The organism is Lysinibacillus sp. FSL W8-0992, assembly GCF_038008685.1.
Lineage (GTDB): Bacteria > Bacillota > Bacilli > Bacillales_A > Planococcaceae > Lysinibacillus.
Genome location: NZ_JBBOZQ010000001.1, coordinates 1,128,339 through 1,148,622, shown reverse-complemented (window position 1 = coordinate 1,148,622; position 20,284 = coordinate 1,128,339). Strand labels below are relative to the sequence as shown.

The 20,284-nt window shown below is 35.6% G+C and carries 20 protein-coding genes; 2 read left to right on the top strand and 18 right to left on the bottom strand.

Annotation, left to right across the window (positions count from 1 at the left end):
• Window positions 1-2: 2 nt before the first annotated feature.
• The gene (locus NSQ74_RS05560; protein WP_340821998.1) at window positions 3-668 is read left to right on the top strand and encodes a 2-hydroxy-3-keto-5-methylthiopentenyl-1-phosphate phosphatase; all 666 of its coding nucleotides are present in this window, start codon (window positions 3-5) and stop codon (window positions 666-668) included.
• Window positions 669-723: 55 nt separating this feature from the next.
• On the opposite strand, the gene zupT is transcribed toward NSQ74_RS05560, so the two are convergent.
• The 8 genes from zupT to NSQ74_RS05520 form a co-directional block, all read right to left on the bottom strand.
• Window positions 724-1,533, bottom strand: a complete 810-nt coding sequence (gene zupT / locus NSQ74_RS05555; RefSeq protein WP_340821997.1) for a zinc transporter ZupT — start codon at window positions 1,531-1,533, stop codon at window positions 724-726.
• Between the two features lie 208 nt (window positions 1,534-1,741).
• Window positions 1,742-2,347 (bottom strand): phosphatase PAP2 family protein, encoded by a 606-nt coding sequence (locus tag NSQ74_RS05550; protein ID WP_340826410.1) that lies wholly within the window; start codon window positions 2,345-2,347, stop codon window positions 1,742-1,744.
• Window positions 2,348-2,437: 90 nt separating this feature from the next.
• Window positions 2,438-2,572 carry a hypothetical protein gene (locus NSQ74_RS05545; RefSeq protein ID WP_340821996.1) on the bottom strand — a complete coding sequence of 45 codons (135 nt, stop codon included), beginning with the start codon at window positions 2,570-2,572 and terminating at the stop codon, window positions 2,438-2,440.
• Window positions 2,573-2,609: 37 nt separating this feature from the next.
• Complete coding sequence (locus tag NSQ74_RS05540) at window positions 2,610-3,509, bottom strand: hypothetical protein (protein ID WP_340821995.1); 900 nt, start codon at window positions 3,507-3,509, stop codon at window positions 2,610-2,612.
• A gap of 441 nt (window positions 3,510-3,950) precedes the next feature.
• Window positions 3,951-4,565 carry a response regulator transcription factor gene (locus NSQ74_RS05535; RefSeq protein WP_340826407.1) on the bottom strand — a complete coding sequence of 205 codons (615 nt, stop codon included), beginning with the start codon at window positions 4,563-4,565 and terminating at the stop codon, window positions 3,951-3,953.
• A complete protein-coding gene (locus tag NSQ74_RS05530; RefSeq protein WP_340826406.1) occupies window positions 4,549-6,792 on the bottom strand; it encodes a sensor histidine kinase in 2,244 nt (747 codons plus the stop codon). Before NSQ74_RS05530 ends, NSQ74_RS05535 begins: the two co-directional genes overlap by 17 nt.
• Window positions 6,793-6,839: 47 nt before the next feature.
• Complete coding sequence (comX, locus tag NSQ74_RS05525) at window positions 6,840-6,998, bottom strand: competence pheromone ComX (protein WP_340821994.1); 159 nt, start codon at window positions 6,996-6,998, stop codon at window positions 6,840-6,842.
• An 11-nt stretch (window positions 6,999-7,009) separates the two neighbouring features.
• Complete coding sequence (locus tag NSQ74_RS05520; protein WP_340821993.1) at window positions 7,010-7,912, bottom strand: polyprenyl synthetase family protein; 903 nt, start codon at window positions 7,910-7,912, stop codon at window positions 7,010-7,012.
• 370 nt (window positions 7,913-8,282) lie between these two features.
• Here NSQ74_RS05520 and NSQ74_RS05515 point away from each other — a divergent pair, with 370 nt between their 5' ends.
• Window positions 8,283-8,921 (top strand): hypothetical protein, encoded by a 639-nt coding sequence (locus tag NSQ74_RS05515; protein ID WP_340821992.1) that lies wholly within the window; start codon window positions 8,283-8,285, stop codon window positions 8,919-8,921.
• A gap of 298 nt (window positions 8,922-9,219) precedes the next feature.
• On the opposite strand, the gene NSQ74_RS05510 is transcribed toward NSQ74_RS05515, so the two are convergent.
• The 10 genes from NSQ74_RS05510 to NSQ74_RS05465 all read right to left on the bottom strand — a co-directional run bounded on the left by NSQ74_RS05510 (window position 9,220) and on the right by NSQ74_RS05465 (window position 19,926).
• Window positions 9,220-9,534: an antibiotic biosynthesis monooxygenase family protein gene (locus NSQ74_RS05510; protein WP_340821990.1), complete on the bottom strand. Its 315-nt coding sequence runs from the start codon at window positions 9,532-9,534 to the stop codon at window positions 9,220-9,222.
• Between the two features lies 1 nt (window position 9,535).
• Complete coding sequence (locus NSQ74_RS05505) at window positions 9,536-10,543, bottom strand: siderophore ABC transporter substrate-binding protein (protein WP_340821988.1); 1,008 nt, start codon at window positions 10,541-10,543, stop codon at window positions 9,536-9,538.
• Between the two features lie 58 nt (window positions 10,544-10,601).
• Entirely contained in the window at window positions 10,602-11,363 is a 762-nt protein-coding gene (locus NSQ74_RS05500; RefSeq protein ID WP_340821986.1) for an iron ABC transporter ATP-binding protein, read from the bottom strand.
• Window positions 11,360-12,313: an iron chelate uptake ABC transporter family permease subunit gene (locus tag NSQ74_RS05495; RefSeq protein WP_340821985.1), complete on the bottom strand. Its 954-nt coding sequence runs from the start codon at window positions 12,311-12,313 to the stop codon at window positions 11,360-11,362. Before NSQ74_RS05495 ends, NSQ74_RS05500 begins: the two co-directional genes overlap by 4 nt.
• Entirely contained in the window at window positions 12,306-13,256 is a 951-nt protein-coding gene (locus NSQ74_RS05490) for an ABC transporter permease (RefSeq protein ID WP_340821984.1), read from the bottom strand. Before NSQ74_RS05490 ends, NSQ74_RS05495 begins: the two co-directional genes overlap by 8 nt.
• A 284-nt stretch (window positions 13,257-13,540) precedes the next feature.
• Window positions 13,541-14,596, bottom strand: a complete 1,056-nt coding sequence (locus NSQ74_RS05485; RefSeq protein ID WP_340821982.1) for a YkvI family membrane protein — start codon at window positions 14,594-14,596, stop codon at window positions 13,541-13,543.
• A 73-nt stretch (window positions 14,597-14,669) separates the two neighbouring features.
• Window positions 14,670-15,779: an o-succinylbenzoate synthase gene (gene menC, locus NSQ74_RS05480; RefSeq protein ID WP_340821981.1), complete on the bottom strand. Its 1,110-nt coding sequence runs from the start codon at window positions 15,777-15,779 to the stop codon at window positions 14,670-14,672.
• A 21-nt stretch (window positions 15,780-15,800) separates the two neighbouring features.
• Window positions 15,801-16,625 carry a GNAT family N-acetyltransferase gene (locus tag NSQ74_RS05475; RefSeq protein ID WP_340821979.1) on the bottom strand — a complete coding sequence of 275 codons (825 nt, stop codon included), beginning with the start codon at window positions 16,623-16,625 and terminating at the stop codon, window positions 15,801-15,803.
• A gap of 15 nt (window positions 16,626-16,640) precedes the next feature.
• Window positions 16,641-17,768: a M20 peptidase aminoacylase family protein gene (locus NSQ74_RS05470; protein ID WP_340821978.1), complete on the bottom strand. Its 1,128-nt coding sequence runs from the start codon at window positions 17,766-17,768 to the stop codon at window positions 16,641-16,643.
• Window positions 17,769-18,438: 670 nt separating this feature from the next.
• Window positions 18,439-19,926: a peptide MFS transporter gene (locus tag NSQ74_RS05465; protein ID WP_340821977.1), complete on the bottom strand. Its 1,488-nt coding sequence runs from the start codon at window positions 19,924-19,926 to the stop codon at window positions 18,439-18,441.
• Between the last annotated feature and the right edge of the window lie 358 nt (window positions 19,927-20,284).

The following is a 20,284-nucleotide window of genomic DNA, read 5'->3' as shown; positions in this document are numbered from 1 at the left end:
CATTGAAACCAATTATTTTCTGCGATTTTGATGGCACTATTACAGAAACAGATAATATTGTCTCCCTAATGACGCATTTCGTTCCTGAGCAATCTGAGAAAATTGCAAAGGCAATGATGGCTCAAACAATTAGCTTTAAAGAAGGTATTACTGCTATGTTTGATCTTTTATCGACTAACCAAAAAGATGATATTATTCAATATTTGATGGAGACCGCTGTTATCCGTGATGGCTTTAGCGAATTTGTCCGCTATGCGCAGGACCACAACATTCCATTTTACATTGTTAGTGGCGGTGTAGATTTTTTCATTCAACCATTGCTTGAAAGATTCGGCCCCTTTTCAGGAATTTATTGCAATAGTGCTGACTTTTCTGGAGAGCAAATTACCGTTGTCTACCCTCATAGCTGCGATGAGCATTGTGCAAAATTTCCAACACAAAGTTGTGGTTGTTGCAAGCCAACCGTCATGCGAGAAATGGCACAGCACGATCAATTTAAAATTGTTATCGGTGACTCTATTTCCGATTTTGAAGCTGCTAAACAAGCAGATTTAGTATTAGCTAGGGAGCAATTAATTGATCGCTGTAAAGATTTACATATCCCTTATAAGCCTTTTAACACTTTTTATGACTGCTTAGAGACAGTTAAAGAATTGATAGAAGCATAATAAAAGGAATCTAGCCGATAAGACTAGATTCCTTTTTTAATAGCAAGTTAAGTACTTACGCTAATAATACTAAACTAATAGCCATCACTGCCATTCCTGCAACTAAACCATACATTGATAAATGTGTTTCATCGTATCTCTGTGCGGCTGGTAGTAGCTCATCTAATGATATAAATACCATTATTCCTGCAACACCTGCAAATACAATACCGAACATGACATCCGATAAAAATGGCATTAAGAGTAAATAAGCTACTAGCGCACCAACAGGCTCTGCTAACCCCGATAAGAAGGAAAGTTTAAATGCTTTTCTACGATTTCCTGTTGCAAAATAAATAGGAACGGAGACAGCAATTCCTTCAGGGATATTATGAATGGCTACAGCAATTGCAATCGCAATGCCGACATTCGGGTCATTCATTGCAGACATAAATGTTGCTATGCCTTCAGGAAAATTGTGAATACCTATTGCAAGTGCAGTGAACACGCCCATTTTCATTAAGTGGCTTTCATCTACCTGTGGTTTGATAGCATTAACATCTTCCACAAGCTTTACTTCATGAGGATTAGTCGATTTCGGAATAAACTTATCAATCAACGCTATAAATAACATTCCGCCAAAGAAACCCGCTATCGTCATCCAATAACCATTAGTAGTACCTAAGGCATTGGTTAATGCATCCTTTGCTTTCACAAAAATTTCTACAAGTGACACATAAATCATAACCCCCGCCGAAAAACCAAGAGCTATTGATAAAAATTTAGTATTAGTTCTTGAGGTAAAAAATGCAATTAAACTCCCTACTCCTGTTGCAAGTCCAGCAAAGAGGGTTAACCCTAAAGCAAATAAAATTTGTCCTTCCAATTCCTTCTTCCTTTTCTCTTTTTTTTATTGTACTCATCTTAGCTTAAAAGTTTCCTATAAGCAATTCTTTTTTGTAAGGTAAATATTTAATTGATGTCACATAAAAAAATCATAAAAAAGCAGCACCTTGGATACGGTACTGCTGACAAATGCTTAATTTAGGCTATCGAAAGCGTAAAAAATTCAGAATTGTTTGGGTGACTGGCACTTAATTTTTGGGTTTAAACAGTCGTTTACGTCGTTCATACCAAAGAACGCAAATGATGAACCACGTGTAACCTATACTCCACCCAGCTAGCACATCGGAGGCAAAATGACGCGCTCCTGCTACTCGTGATAGGCCAATAAGAATTGTAAGCACAATTGCACCTATCCAAAGCTGTATTTGACGTGCCTTAGTGTTATTTTCTGATAGTAAGTAGGCAACAGTAAATAAATACAGTATACCTGACATAGCATGTCCAGATGGAAAACTGAATGATGTTAATTGATCGTCTATTTCAGGGCGCGGACGTTGCACCCATTTTTTCAACATTTGATTTAACACATTCCCTACGGCAAATGTTAACACTACAAATAACATGCCTCGATAATTTTTCGCTCTCCATGCTAAATATAAAATTAATATAATAGCGACCCCGACTACAAATTTAGGCTCACCAATATAATGAAAAATCTCTATATACCGATTGCCAAATAGTATTTCTGCCACTTTTTTATCGAAGTTTAAAATCATGTCACTCTTGTATGTTAAGCGCAACGCAAAAAATACAATAAGTGTTACAATCGCTAATGGATACGACCATTTTTTTATCAAAATTTCACCTCAAAGCACATTCACGCAATGTTTTTTCACATCATACCATAATTAGGTGAACTTGAGGAAAAGATACGATATCTGATTTTATAGCATAAAAATGTACTTAATTATATTAGCTAGTATAATGGATTCTTCATTCGGCTTATTAAAGTAATTTGAAAGCGCTAATGCTACGATAAATAAAATAGCAACAATAGGTAGTATTTTTCTAAACAACATCAACACTCCCTCACCTTTTATTATTCTATAGTTCAAACTATTTCAATAATACAGGGTCGAATAACCAATCTTTCGGTCCGAAGTTTCGATCCTTTTCCCCTCTAACTTCTCGAGAAATATGATTATTAATAATTAAATCTCTGAACTTTCTACTGAATATTGTTTTTCTGTAAAGATAGCTGCCATCATGACTCCACTCTGCTGAATAGAATACATCTCCATTTACATTCATAATATCGTTAGCATTGTAAATATCAGGACCTAGAATTACACCACTTAACCCACATTTGCAAGGTGGCTGCTCAGTTGCAAAATACAGCTTTACTCTTTCAGCATTACTAACCGGTAGCATTTGTGTAGGTATTATTTGATATGCAAGCTGCTTCCCTACTTCTGATCCACTATGAATTACTTCTAGAAGTTCAAAGCCTTCAATATTTGCTTGTTTCATTAATGCTGCTAATTCTTCAGAGGCCACCCAATACCCACTCACATGAACTAAATGACGATCTTTCATTTGCGAAGTATCAATAACTAATGGTGAAAGTTGCTCTTTTTCCATAAGCCCACAATGCTTACAATATGTACTTATTGAAAATAAAGTACCTCGATCATCTAAAAACATTTCTGGCGAGTTGCCTGTAGAGTTTAACGTAAATAATGGCGTTTGTTCATATTCACTGTCTGAAAAGTCAAAATAGAAACGTTCCCCAATAGATACAATGCCCAACTCATGTTCCAACGATTTATATAATGCTGCCACCTGCTCATACGTCACATCTTCATTTAAAGTAAAAATAGGATTAAAAGATGCCTTCAAATTTCTTTTTCTGATTTCAGGCGCACCTACATAAATACCGTAGCGATTATAAACTTTAATGACTTGATCTTGGTTAGATTCATCTATAGAGATTAAATTTTCAAGTTCTACTTTCAAATTATACGCCTACCTTTATTAAAGTTTTTTCGTGAGTATGCTGTCTAGCTAGTAACATCCTTAAAAAATCTACTACATTTTCTACTATATAAATAAATAGTTAAACTGCTTATTTCAACGATATATTCTCTTAAACTATTACTCACTATGGAAAAAATTACTTAACTCGATTAATCTAAGCGTACCAGTACTTATACCACCATTTCAATGTTGGGTTTACGCCAGTTTTTTGGCGGGCTTCGCTAATTTTTTTGGCGTGATTTGGCGGTCATGAAAAAAACACCGCCAAAAAGTGGCGGTGTTCATTCGAATCCATAGGTATTTAGTTTTATTAAAAAAGGATATTATCCTGATTAATATTATAGTGTCTTTACATTACCTAAATACTATCCTTTTATAGAAAAATATAACAATTAACTTTTATAATAACATATAGCTAAGCTATAGTAAATTCATTCGTTCAGCAAGATTTACTGCTTCTGTTCTCGAATCTACATTTAGCAGGGAAAACAGTTGTGTTAAATATCTCTCAGTTGTTCGTTGAGGAATGTTTAATTCTATAGCTATCGCTTTATTTGTATGCCCTTCAGCAATCAATCTTAAAATTTTCTTTTCTTTTTCATTTAAATGTATGTCGAGCTTAGCATCTTGTAATTTAAATCGATTATCTAGAAAGTCTAAGAAATTTATGGGCAAAACAATTTCTCCATTTGCAATGGCACGAACCGTCCGTAAGATTTGCTCTTTGGAAGCCGTTTTGGCTAAAATCCCCTCTATTTTCTTTTCTAAAATTAGTGGGTAATAATCTGTAATGTCATCCCCCGTATAAAGGATTATCGAAGCATCTATTTGTATCGCTTTAATATTTCTCGCTAAATGAATGCCATTTTCTAAAGGCATATTAATATCAATTAAATAAATATCATATGGCTTGTCTTTAATTTTTGGGATTACAGAAGTTGCATCACTCTCTGTATCAACTAAAATGTCTTCATTCTCTTTAAATAAATTTTTCGTTCCTTCTAACACAATAGGATGATCATCCACTATGAGCATCGTTATCAAGTGTGTCACTTCCTTCTTTTACTGTAATTCTAATAGACATTCCTTCATTAATTTGAGTATCTATGTAAAAGTTTCCATCAAAAGCTTTTACACGCTCTTGCATACCACGGATTCCCATCGATTCAGCAACAATAATATCATTAACATTACAACCTACTCCATCATCCTTATAGACGATTTCAAATCCATTGTCCATTTCCTTGAGGTGAATTTCAACTGTTGTCGCATAGGAATGTTTCAAAGCATTATTGAGTAATTCTTGAAATAGACGATAAATCATTAAATTCATTCGTTCATCCTCTAAATAAAGGCGGTCTATTGTATAAATTAACAAAAAGTTAGCCCTTTCCGTTACTTTTCGAATGAGCTTTTCTAATGCGGGATTTAGCCCTAATGTGTCTAACAATGGGGGCTTTAGATTCTCACAATATGCTCTTAAATCATGTAAAGATGCAACCATTTGTTTATGAATCTTGACAAGTTTTTGTTGGATTTCTATAGTATCTTTTGCATTTATTAAAACATCTACTTCACGAGCAATATGGAGTTGCTCTTGTAAATTAGTATCATGCAACTCTTGAGCTAATTGATATTTCTCCTCTTCAAACCTTAGCCATAACAGCTTATTTAGCCAAGGTAATTGACCTTCATCTGCTTGCTTCATATGCTTTAGTTCCTCTAACAGTTCTTCCACCATTTTTGTATTTTCAATAAAGTTATTTACATATAACAGGAGCAATTCGAGCCATAAAAGCTCTTCATCTTTTAAATGAATTGAATTGTTATGCCCCAATACTAAGGCTCTTTTGTAATGAGCATCTTGATGGAGGAAAGCTAGATAGACTTTGTCAATTTTCCGTATTTCTCCTAATTTCAAATCTTCCATTAGCATAGGATTTATCGGAAACTTTCCCTCAACCATTGAAGTAAACTGATTTGTGTCATAGTCATAGGTTAATACAAATACATGCTCAAGCTCTAGGTGCAGCGAAACTTCCTGAGCAAACTTTTCTAGAAGCTCGTCTAATTTAATCGTCTTACCAATTCTATCTACAGCAGTATATAACTGATGTATATAATCCCCTTTAGTAGAAAACAAAATTTTTCGCTTGCGATAATCTACCTTTTCTTTTATGTAGAAAAGAACAATTAACGATAAAAATGTAAATAATGAAACACCTGACATAATAGTCATAGTTAAAAATTTGCCCGCAATCCAATACAAACCAAATGTAAACCATGCAGTAAAAATTACAGAAAATATGACATAGTAACGAAGCCTTGTAATATGATACTCAATGTCAAATAATCGTTCCGTTAGTTGTGTAAAAATAAAACTAAAAGGAATCAATAATAAAAACAAAGCACTGATTTCGGCCGAAAGCACAGGATGATGAAATAGAATATTTGGAATTGCATAGAGAAATAAGAATGGAAGAAATGGAATCATTACACTATTCAATAAAATTTTTAACTGAGGTGATTTATATTTAAAATAACTTAGCAATAAAATAATGAGTATTAAAATAAGTAAAATTAAAAAAGTAGCTAAAACAATATAAGAAAGAAAGTTATGCAAATTATTATTAATAATGCCAACATAGCTAAGTAACATTGCCATTATAGGCAATAAATAAAATAATTTAATATTGTTAAAAAGTAACCAATTAGCTTTTAAAAATAAATAATAGTTTCTTAAAAAATGTAACAGTAATACTAAACATAGCAACATACTACCTCGATTGACCATAATTCCTATGATATCGAGACTACCAGATGCTCCAATACTCACATATGCTAAGGAAACAGTTAGCATAAATAAGATGAGCAATCTTAAAAGCGAAGTGTGTTTTTGTTTATAATGCAAATAACATACAACAAATAGTGTAAGAAAATAGTAACATGCAGGGATTAACAATATATAATAAAACCGTTCCGAAAAATCTAAACCACTTGGTTTAATATCAATTATGTTTCCATTAGGCTTTAATATTGTTAGTGAATTTGCAGCCCTTATTGTCAAATCATACTTAATATAAGAAATATCTTCTATTTCAATATTATCTACTTTTAATACAATATCCCCCGCAGATATTTTCTGACCATCCACTAGTTGGTCATGTGTATGTTCTATAACCCAGTCTCCCTTTTCCTCTACCAAATTTATACCCAAATAAGGCTTGCTATAAGGAACATATAGCAGGTAGACACCTAGCATTATGTAAACACTTATAGCAAGCATAAACCATTTTTGATTATATAAATTTAATTCCAAATAGGGTCTCTTAAGCATAGTACATCTTCGAATGAGTCAAGTATTGCCTGTTGTTCAATTGCTGAAATACCAATTAATGCAACTTTTTGTTCTTTTAACAGTGGTACTAGTGCTGGGTTTTCTTCTAGATACTGAATTACATTAATCATAAAATCTCTCCTCATTTCATTAGTTTTATTAGGTATTCTTTACCTAACTTGTTTATAGCAACTTTTTCAAGATTATTCAATGCTTTTATCTTATAGAGATTTTTAATTGCAACCGCATAACGTATTGCACCACTATTTGTCAACTCAAGTTCTGTAACATTATTATCCAAAAATGTAACTATATCTTTATTATAATAGTTTATCACAGTTTTTGATACACTATTTTTTTGTGCCATTAGATAAATAATAGGCAATGAATACTTTCTGTTTAAAAGATCATTTTTAGGTCCCCACGTTTTTAAATCTAGAATATCATTTTTAATTTGTTGGATAATACCTATGTATTTTCCGTACTCCTCTATTTCAGCAGTCACCTTCCCTTTTGCAAGTGCCTCACCAATGACGCAACTCATTGCTGTGAGTGACCCTGATTTTTGGTCAATCATTTGTAAGTAGGATTGCTCATCTCGACAAGTATTAAGTACATCTAACTGCTGACCACTAATACTGCGTAAAGCATATTGTTCAAGTAGACGAATGGCTATATCTTTATGTTCAAAAGAAGTGTCATGTATAGCTCTTGACGACATTACGAGCAAGGCAAGTGCAGCATTTAAAGAAAGTTCAGGTGTTTTACTCCAAATATAGTCTGTATCCTTATCCTGTAAATCATCAATAATATCATAGGACAAAATTAGAAGTTCAATAGCTGCAGCAACTTTATATATATCTTCATTCAAACAATCAACAAATGCTTCATAATGCCAAAAACAGAGTTTACCAAATGAATAGCCTATTACTTTCTTTTCTGCTTTAAAACTTTTAAGCATTGACTTTAGTTCATTACCAAGCATCAAATCATGTTCAATCAGACTGTCTAATGAATCATTAATACGTCCATCTATATCACCCAATAGTCCTCTACTCCCCTAAATATATTGTTAAATATTATACATATTAATGGGAATTAATTCTAGTATTTATATGTTAAATGAATCACTCACATCTTCTAATAATCACTATTATAAATACATAAATACCGCCAAAAATTGGCGGTATTCATAGAAAGCACGCCATTTTTTTGCTAAGAAATAGTAAAAAAATGGCGGTGTCACAAAAGTGACCGCCAGTTTTTGGCGTTAACTGACCATTGAAATGGCGTCCTGACTGATGTTACGCTTAAGATAAGTAAAATTCATTAGTATTGTATGTGACTCGATTTGCATTTTAAACCGTATGCTAAGTTCTCTATAATATATTCTCCAACATTAAGGAGTGATTGAAATGACTAATGGAGTAAATGACAACGTGTTAATACTTACAGAAACTTTTTCCTGTACAATTTCTGTCTCTGCAGAAGAAATTACGATTAAAAAACCTTCTAATGAACAACAATCTATTGAACAATTAATCATTCAAGCTGAACAACGTGCTTATCAAGAAGCTTTAGCAGAGTTTAAACATAAGTCTTCTATTTCTAATTTCATTTGTGATATTCCTGGATTTGAAGATACTTTTCATCAAAAACTAGACACGTATATGGCGCAGCATGACATTGTAAAAGTACCAGAAAAGGATTTACCATTATTGTCTTTAGTGAGCCCTTTTACATCTGGTTTGAATATCCATACACCGATGCTCTATAAAACTTCACAGTACTGCATTGTTTATGCTAGAGGAACGCAGAATGGTCAAAACAACAGTAACGTCGTCGAAATAAGCAGCTTTCCAGACTCTCCAACCGATTTCAAAAATATTGATTATAATACCTCTTCAAAAATGGTTAATACAGTTACAGTGGAAAATGACGCCTATCAGTACTACCCAACCAATATTACAGGATTATTCATTAATAATAGTGGCATCTCCTTCAACATTAACTCAGCCTTTAATATTTGGAGCAAAGCTTCCCTTAAACATTAAGCAGATATTTAACGTTATGCACAGTTTTATGTGCTACTAAATTTATATAAAATTTATTGTTTACCTCAAAATTCACCCTTCTATATGTGGCGAGGTGTGGCGCAATTTAACTAAAAACTCCTTGCCTTCCGTGCCTTTCACACCCTAAATCGATTCCTAACAAATATAGTTAGACTTCTAACAAATTGACTGTCTCCTAAGTTAATTCCTAGCTGTTCACACCTATAGAGCATTTTTTAAGAAGTTAGATAACAAAAAAGAGGTGCCACAATTTACTTGTGAGACACCTCTAATTTTATTAACCTTTTACATAGTAAACATCTTGTCCGCTTTCGATGATATAGTCAGGTTTAGGCTTACCAGCATTTGCTTTATGACCAGCAATATGCTCAGGACTCTTCTCCCAATTTTTCCATGCTTCTTCTGATTCCCAACGAACCATAATTAGCACTTCTTCATCACCACGGCGTACTTTTTTTACAAGTACTTGTTTATCGATATAACCTGGTTGCTGTTCAAGTAATGATGGACCGTCTTTTTTAGCTCCAAATCGTTCAACAACCTTATCTCCGTTACCCTCTGTTACGACCATACGTTTAATTTGTACAAACATATTAGTTAAACGCCTTTAAAATATCATCAGCTTTTGCAGTTTCTGATTGTAAACCGCCACCTGATAGGTACCAATATTCTGGATCAAGGTAATAAATTTTGCCGTTTTTAGCAGCATTAGTAGCACCAACGATTTCGTTTTCAATAGCAGCTTTCGTACCAGACTCACCTTCTGGGTTAACAGCAGCGTCACGGTCAACTACGAATAAAATATCTGGGTTTGTGTCACGTACATATTCGAATGAAGCGTTAGCACCATGTGTAGAAGCTTCAATTTTGTCATCAGCAGCTTTTACGCCAAATACGTCATGAATAACACCGAAACGTGAACCAGGACCATATGCAGATAATGAACCTTCATTACCTAAAACGATTAATGCTTTGTCTTCAGATGTAGCAGTTTTTGCTTTAAGATCTTCTACTTTTGCTTCATATGCAGCGAATGCATCAGCAGCTTCTTTTTCTTTACCGAAAATTTTACCAGCTAATTCAGTGTTCATTTTAAACGATTCCACGAAATTATTGTTATCTACACCAACGAATACAGTTGGCGCAATTTTAGATAATTCTGCGTATGCAGAAGCTTGACGACCTGAGATGAAAATGATGTCTGGGCTCATAGAAGAGATTGCTTCAAAATCAGGCTCTTTTAAAGAACCAACATTTACGTAAGTTGTGTCAGCATATTTGCTTAAATAACTAGGAACTGATTTTTGTGAAACACCAGCAACTTCAACGCCTAAAGCATCTAAAGTATCTAGGAAACCATAGTCAAATACGACAATATTTTTTGGTTGTTCTTTTAGTGTTACATCTTCAAATGTATTTTCGCCAGAAGTACTACCTGGGATTGTAATTGGGTAAGCAGAAGCAGCTTCATTTTTCTCTTCAGCAGGCTTATTATCCGTTGAACCTTTATCATCTTCTTTTGATTCTTCTTTAGAACCACAAGCAGCTAATACTAAAAGCATCATTGCCATTAATACAGTAAGTAATTTCCAATTCTTCATTGTGAAATCTCCTTTAATTGTTTTTATATTTTTAGATAGTAATGACTATCTATTGTTACTAAGAGTTAAAATACACACAAATGCGACAACCATTTTGCTCTTGTACAGGGATATCCATATCATAGATTTCCTTTAACGCATCTGAGTTAATAATGTCATTCGTTGGACCATCTTTTACAACGCGTCCATTTTTTAAAGCGACGATATGATCAGAATATACGGAAGCAAAGTTAATATCATGTAAAACAATGACAACCGTTTTTCCTAGCTCATCGACCAACTTGCGCAATATTTTCATGATTTGCACGGAATGCTTCATGTCTAAATTATTAAGTGGCTCATCAAGTAGAATGTAGTCTGTATCTTGCGCAATGACCATTGCAATAAATGCCCGTTGTCGCTGACCACCTGATAATTCATCTAAATAATTATGCTGAATATCAGCTAAATTCATATATTGTATTGCCTCATCTACTTTTTGCTCATCCTCTGGTTTTAGGTTCCCTTTTGAATAAGGAAAACGACCAAATGAAACGAGTTCACGTATTGTTAGGCGTACATTCATGTAGTTTGACTGCTTTAAAATCGATACACGCTTTGCAAAGTCATCAGATTTCCAGCGTCGCACATCTGACTTATCGAGTAGTACTTCCCCAGTGTCTGCATTAAGTAAACGGCTTACCATTGAAAGCAGGGTTGATTTACCTGCACCATTCGGTCCAATAAAGGACGTAATTCTACCTGGCGCAACGTCTACACTAACATCTTGAATGACCGGCTTTTTCCCAAAAAACTTAGAAATTTCTTTAACTTGGATCATCCTGCTGACCTACTTTCCTTCAATAATAGGTAGATGAAGTACACGCCACCTACAAAGTTTATAATAACGCTTAGTGTTGTATCGAAGTTGAAAATACGCTCGACCATCCACTGACCACCGACTAAAGCAACAATACTCATTACACAAGAGCCTGCAATTAATACAGAATGCTTGTACGTCTTGAAAAACTGATACGATAAATTCGCTACGATTAAGCCAAAGAATGTAATTGGCCCAACAAGAGCTGTAGATACGGCGATTAATATCGAAGATAATATGAGCATGCGTTGTACAAGCTTATCATAAGGTACCCCTAGGTTTATTGCTGTATCGCGACCCAGTGACATTACATCAAGTTGACTCATATGACGCCAACCGTAAACAAATGTTCCAACAATAACAAGACCTGCTAACCATACTAGATCTGAATTCACATTATTAAAGCTTGCAAACATTTTACTTTGTAAGCTTAGGAATTCATTAGGATCAATTAATACTTGGAAGAACGTAGTGACGCTTCCTAAAAATGTTCCGACAATCATACCGACAAGCAGTAGAAAGTAAATCGGACGTTTACCTTCTTTGAACAATACTCGATAAAATATTAACGCGAAAACAACCATTGCTGAAACAGCTAGTAAAAAATTGTAATGTGCATTAATAACAAATATTGACATCGAGCCAAAGAAGTAATAGATAATTGTTTGCACCATCATGTACAAAGCATCAAGCCCCATAACACTTGGTGTTAAAATACGATTATGTGTAATTGTTTGGAAAACCACCGTTGAATACGCAATGGCAATTCCCGTTAATGCCATCGCCACCACTTTAATGAGGCGACGTGGGAATGCATAACTGTAGTTCCCATTTAATTCATAAAAGACGTACAGTAACATAGCGGCTACTGCTAGTCCGATTAATATCAACATTTTGGTACGGTTACGCATATGCTCTCCCCCTAAATAACATAATTAGAAAGATTGCACTTCCGATGACGCCGACCGTCATACTAATCGGAATTTCATAAGGGAAAATTAACACGCGCCCTAAAATATCACATAATAATAGGAACGACATACCGAGTAAAGCCGTGTGTGGTAATGTCTTTGCGAGGTTATCCCCTTTGAATAGCGATATAATATTTGGAATAATTAAACCAAGAAACGGAATCACACCCACTGTTAGTACCACCGTAGTTGTCACTAGTGCTACTAACACTAAACCTAAATTCACAACGAATTTGTAGGAAAGACCAAGGTTTTTTGCAAAATCCTCACCCATTCCAGCCACTGTGAAACGGTTTGCATAAATGTAAGCTAAAATTAGAACAGGTACACTTATGTATAAAAGCTCATAACGACCTTTCATTATCAATGAGAAATCTCCTTGTAACCATGCAGCAATGTTTTGGATAATATCAGCCTTATACGCAAAGAATGTTGTAATCGAAGACAGGATATTTCCGAACATTAAGCCAATAAGCGGTATAAAAATCGCATCTTTGAACTTTATTCGATTTAATATTTGCATAAACATTAAAGTGCCGGCTAAAGCAAATATGAAAGCGAAGGATATTTTTTGAAAGTACGTGACGTTTGTAAAAAACATCATTGAAATTAGCACACCTAATTTCGTAGCATCTAAAGTTCCTGCTGTAGTTGGTGACACGAACTTATTCCTACTTAAGCTTTGCATAATTAAACCAGCAATACTCATACCTGCACCTGCTAACAATATTGCTACAAGTCTTGGTACACGACTAATTAAAAATAGTCTAGTTTCTTCTGATCCGAAGTCCAATAAGTCACTTGGCTTAATATTTACTACGCCAATGAATAGTGACACAAAAGACAACACAACAGTTGCTGTTAAAAGATATCTTATTTTCATTGTAATCCCCGGTAGATTCATTATTGAGTGTAATTAATAATCAGCTGAAAATGATTATCATTACTCACGATTCTCATTATAAGCATCTTTTTATTATCAGTCAACCTTCTATTGAGAATTGTTCTCGCTTTATTCGGAAATACTTAAAAACTATGATTTTTCAACAAAAACACCGACAAAATAAGATATTTTTCATTCAACAATAGTGCACTATTTCCTCTGAATTTCTATTAAAATAAAAAGGTAATTGAGAATGGCATAACTTGCCCTTCTCAATCACCTCATTAAGCTACTCTTCTTATTCCTCGTAGCCATGCAAAAATTATGGACGCTACTAAAATAAAGCCTACATAGCCCATTACTGAATATAATTTCGATACGAGTGTTGTAAAGCCCACTAGGCTAGCAAAAAAGCCTAGAACGCCCATAAAAATAACAGCAGCCTTAAAGCTTGGCTTTGTTGGTTTAAAAAATCGCACCGTAAAAGAATAAAACATTCCTACTGCCGTATTGTAAATCATTCCTAATAACGAAAATGACATTAATAAACCTACTATTGGATGAATTTCATTTGCTAATGCGAGCATTGGAATATCCATTCCAGCAATAACGTTCATTTTAGCAAGAAGTGAAAAATGAATAAGTAAAATGAGTGCGCCTAATAATAGTCCCCCGATAATTCCACCCATGCCTGCAATTCGTTCATTACGAATAGCGCCACACATCACCGTGAGAAGAGAGAAGCATACGCCAATATTAAAAGACATATATAGCAAAGCCGTTACCCACCAGCTTTTGGAAGATGTTTGTAATTGTTGTTCAGCTATAACTGCTTGCTCTGCAAATGATAGATCCATCGTAGCTATTGAATAGACCGCAATAATCGTTACAACAGCTAACAAATAAGGCGTCGCAATGGCAATAATATTAATAATACTTTTTACATTCATCATAACCGTCATCATGGTGAGGACAATCATACAAATACTTCCTAGCCATACTGGTAGTCCAAACATTTGCTCGAAGGTAGCACCTGCTCCTGCAAACATAATAACTGACACACCAAACAAAAAAAGTGATAGAACAAAGTCCATTATAAAGCCTATAGTTTTACCTGAAATTTGATAAATCAAATCCTTATGAGACGTTGTCCGCAGCCTTGAACTAATTTGTGCTGTACACATTCCTACAAAGGCAAACCAGAGTGTCGCTAAAAGTGCGCCTAATATCCCCTTATTGCCATAACTCGTGAAATACTGAATAATTTCTTGCCCTGATGCAAATCCTGCACCGACGATAATTCCTACATAAGCCCCGCCGATTTGCAAGCTCTTTTTCAATCACTTCTCTCCTCGACTATTTATCCCGTACTGACAAACAGAAGGAGGAAAAGGCAGCCTCCATCTGTTAAAGCTACTCTGTATAAACTTTCTTGCTAATTGTTAATTTATCAATGACAGCCATATTTGGCTTATAGCCTATGCCGACGCTCTGAGGTACACGAATAACACCATCTTCTACTACGACCTCAGGCATAATAATATCCTCATACCAATAATGGCTTGACCCTGCTGTATCACCAGGTAATATAAAATTGGAGAGTGCTGTTAATGCGATATTATGCGCTCGTCCGATTCCCGCTTCCAACATGCCACCACACCAAACAGGAATATCATGCTCTTGACAATAGTCATGGATTTTCTTAGCCTCTGTTAAACCACCTACACGCCCAATTTTTATATTAATGACACCACAGCTACCTAGCTCAATCGCTTTACGGGCATCTTCAAGTGATGTAATACTTTCATCTAAACATATTGGTGTTTTCAACTGCTTTTGAAGCTTAGCATGATCTATAATGTCGTCAGCTGCAAGTGGTTGCTCAATCATGAGAAGGTTAAATGCATCTAACTGCTGTAGCACTTTTATATCTTTTAATGTATACGCTGAGTTTGCATCTGCCATTAATGGCAAATCAGGAAATGTAGCACGAATAGCTCGAATTACTTCGACATCGTACCCAGGTTTTATTTTTACCTTTACTCGCTTATAACCCTTTTCTACATAGACCTTAATCACATCTAAAAGTTTTTCAGTGCTAGCTTGAATTCCTAAACTAATTCCTACATCAATATAATCTTTGCTTCCACCTAACGCATGGGCAAGGGACTGTTTCGTTTGCTGTGCATAAATATCCCACACAGCCCCTTCAATAGATGCTTTGGCCATACAATTACGCCGTATAGGAGCAAACAAGGCACTAACCTCATCTGGATGTACCAGCTCTTTATGTAGCAAGGCAGGCATTAAAAAGTCCTCTAACATATGCCATGTCGTCTTTAATGTCTCCTCTGTGTACCATGGTGCTACAAAAGCAACTGTCTCTCCCCAACCAATCGTTCCTGTCGCATCCTTCGCCTCTAAAAGCAATAGCTCTTTTTCACTAACAGTACCAAAACTTGTTGTGAATGGAGCCTTCATAGGCATTTTTAAATGTCTTATTGTAATTTCTTCTATTCTCACAAAATTCACTCCTTAGCTCTATTATAAAGCCAATAAAGAGCGTCTGACTAACAGGTAAAAATGAATATATTCTTTTTCCTTTTTCACCCGAACAATTGCATATTCTTGATCAAAAAAGGTCGTTAATATTGTACGAATTTTATAACGCCAGTCCTCTGCCAATTTAGGACTTTCCACTTTCATCTTTTGTAAATACTGTGGAATTGGGAGTAAATAAGCGTCCTTATAAAATCTTTGGTTACTTTGAAATTCACTATCTTTATCGAGCACTGGTAATCCATCAACCGTCAATGACCACGACACTACTTGTTCTGCCGCTTCTTCTAGCTCATCCAAACTATCGTCTGCATGCTTACGCTCAACCCACCACTCTACTGCAATGCGGTCAGAGGGCAGTCCATCATTAAAATCATCTTGCAACGGACCGTAATAATCTATTTCATACTGATTGCTATATGCATCTAGCTTTAAAAACGATAAATTTGCTAAACGCGCTTCTAATGGATCAATTAGCCAACGGACAAGCTGAAACCCATTCTCCCGCGCATATTCTTGCTGGGCATGCTTCAATAACTCTCCTACACCTTGTTCACGATATGTTTTTTCGACGCCAATCATGTGTGAGTGTAGATACATTTTTCCTTCGCGGTAACCTACAAAGCAGTAATTAAAACCAATTAGTCGACCTTCAAAATACGCACCAAGCAATAATCCGCCATTTTGAACAGCCGCTAGCATTTGATGTGAGGGGATTGCCTGACTCCCCCAAATTTCAACATTTAAGAATTGCACCTCAGCAATTTCCTCAGGTGTCATCATTTTTTTAATAGAAACGTTTTCTAACATTTTCTGATGCCTCCTTTATGTTTCGAGTTCTAATGCTCCTAATACAGCGTTTGCAAGAATTTCAACTCCAGTTACAAGTCTTGCCTGCTTAAATTTCATTTTCGGATGGTGTAGTCCTGGTGTTAATCCACAGCCTAGTCCAAGCATCGTCGTTTTTAAATGCGGACGTTGAACTGCATAATGGTGAAAATCTTCTCCTCCTGGTGTATGCACAGGCTTTCGTAAATTAGATAACCCCGCTGCCTTTACAATGGCTTGCTCCATAACATATTGAGCAGTTGTGTCTACCTCCGCTGCCACAATATTAGCAACTGTACGCAACTCAATTTGCACTTTATGCAAAATTTTTGAAGAATCGATTACACGTTTAACACCTTGAGCGAGTGTATCCATTACATCATTACGTTGTGCTCTTATATCAATCGTGAAGGCTGCTCTTCCTGGAATAATATTACCTGACCCACCTCCAGCTTGAAATTTTGTCATCTTAACGGATACAGGTACCATAGGATCTGTATGTATGGTTCGCAAATCTTCTATAATTGTTGCACCTACTTCTATTGCATTTACACCAAGATGTGGTCTTGCCGCATGTGCATCCTCACCGATGATTTCACCTTCGAGTAAACGAGATGCTCCATGATACAAAGCTGCACAATATGTGCCGTCCTCGAGCTCGTGTACTGGTCTTAAATGGACTCCAAATAAATAATCTAAATCATCAATAATGCCCTCTTTTAGAACGGCTAATGCACCTGTTCCTTTTTCTTCAGCCGGTTGGAAAATAACACGAATTGTGCCTTTGTATGATTGAGACTGCTCTTTCAAAAGTAAAAGAGCACCGATTGCCATAGTCATATGTCCGTCATGTCCACAAGAATGATTTGCTTTAAACTCACCATCTACTTCTTGCCATAATGCATCTATATCCGTACGTAAACCTACTTTTGGGTTTCCATCACCAATATCAACATACAGCCCTGTGCTATTTTTAAAGCGTTGCGGTGAAAATCCTTCACGTGTCAGCAAATCAAAAATATAATTTGTTGTTTCTACCTCTTGCCAGCTTATTTCTGGATTCGCATGTAAATACGTGAAAATCTCCATTAATCTAGGCCTCAAACGATCCAATGCTTCTTTCATGACAACCAACCCCTTAAAAATGTTACTAGTAAGATTATTATAACTAAAAACAGCCCTATTCGACAGAAAATTAAATTATCTTCTAGCTAATAGACTACACAAGAGACAAAAAAGATGCAGGGACATTACCCTAAAGTTTTAAAAGCAAGGCAAAGATTTATGTAAATTTGCTATTTATTATGAAGAGAAACTTAGCTGCCTTTCTTTTGCAATAGATAAAATTTAGCAGATAATAATAGTTGATGGTAGCGAAGGCGGTGACTCCTGCGGGAACGCACGCATAGTAAGACGCAACAGACCGCGCGTTAGCGAGGGTTGCGGCTTACGGTGTGCCCGCGGAAAGCAACCGCCGTAGCGGACACCAACATCATTGCAAAAAGGGTTGGATTGTTGGCATTTTCCCGCTACGCAAAATGGATGAAGCCTTAGCTATTCTTACTTTTGCAATAAATAATTTGAAGAATGCACTAGTTGATGGTAGCGAAGGCGGTGACTCCTGCGGGAACGCACGCATAGTAAGACGCAACAGACCGCGCGTTAGCGAGGGTTGCGGCTTACGTGTGTGCCCGCGGAAAGCAACCGCCGTAGCGGACATCAACGGCATAGCAAAAAAAGTGTTAGATTGACCGCAGTCAATCTAACACTTTTTTCTTTTCTCTAGCCTCTTTAACTAATTAATACCACGCATCGCTTTAGAAATAATAGGTGAAAGTACTAATAAGAGTATGCCAATAACAATTGACAATGATCCTAAGAATCCGAAATACGTGAATTCGCTTACAACTTCGTATACCTTTACTAGCTGAGCGTTAATCGCTTGAGCCGCAGCACTCGTTAAGAACCATAGTGACATTGTTTGTGCAGCAAAAGCTTGTGGAGCTAATTTCGTTGTTGCAGACAGACCTACTGGAGACAATAATAATTCCCCAACTACAACTAAGAAGAATGATAATACTAACCACAATGGACTTACTAAAGCTTGTCCATCTGAAAGATGTGCAGGAATCATCATCACTAAAAATGATAGTCCGGCAAAGAATAGTGAATAAGAAAACTTACGTGGTGTCGATGGTTGCTTATCGCCCCATTTTAACCATAGCATCGCAAATAATGGAGACATGGTAATAACGAATAATGGGTTTAGCGATTGGAACCAAGACGATTCAAGACGAAAACCACCTATATTTAATTGTGTACGCTCATCCGCATATGTTGCTAAAATTGTTGCACCTTGTTCTTGAATAGCCCAGAACATAACTGCTGCTAAAAACAATGGTATATATGCAAGAAGGCGAGATTTCTCATCTTTTGTTGTTTTCTTACTGCGATACATATAAATAAAGAACGCTGCTGGTATTAACACACCAAGAGCAGTAATAATTAAGCTAAAGACATCCATTGTTAGTACACCAGTTTTAATACCAATGCCACCTAAAAGAATAATGATTAATGCTACAATACCAAATTGCGTAAAGACTTTTTTACGTTCCTCCGGTTTTAACGGGTTATTTACTTGTAAGCCCGCTAAGCCTAAATATTTTTTCTCTGTTACTTTAAAAACAATTAATCCGATTAGCATACCAACCGCTGCTAAACTGAAGCCTAAATGGAAACTATACTTTTGTCCAATTGTTCCGACAATAAACGGCGCAATGAATGCACCCATATTAATACCCATATAGAAAATCGAGAATCCTGCATCACGACGGCTATCTGTTTCAGCATAAATATCCCCTACAATACTTGAGACATTCGGTTTTAATAAACCAGTACCGATAACAATAAACGCCATTGAAGCAAATAACATTGTTACACCGCCAGGGAATGCTAGCAGTAAGTGACCGATCATAATTAACACGCCACCATAAAAAATCGTTTTACGTGTCCCTAAAAGTCGATCGGCTATCCAGCCACCAATAATACCTGACATATAAACAAGCGAACCATAAATAGCCATAATTGAATTCGCTGTACCGCGATCAAGACCTAATCCACCTTCATTTAATTCATAATACATGAAGAAGATTAGAATCGCTCGCATACCGTAGTATGAAAAACGCTCCCAAAATTCTGTGAAAAATAATGTAAAGAGCCCTCTAGGGTGTCCGACAAATCCATTTTGAGGGACAGATTTTACAATTTCATCTTTAGTAGACATACAATTTCCTCTCCCACTTTCATTATTCCTTAAAAATATTGTTCCCCATTGATAAGGATAAAAAACTATGTTTCATCATACTAAAGCGTTTTTATTACTTTCGCAAGAGTTTTAAAAAATGTTGAAAATTTGTCATTTTTCTTTATATTCAGACTCATTAAACAATATTTTATTAAATATATTGAAATATCTACGTTTTCTCACTCTTCCCTATCCTCTAAAAAATAGTATTTAATTTAAAGTTAGAAAATAGTAAATATACAGATATTTAAACAAATAAAAAATCAACAGCCATGATTGCTGTTGATTTTTCAAACAATGCTATTCAAATTGACTACCGTAACTGCAATCCAATCCG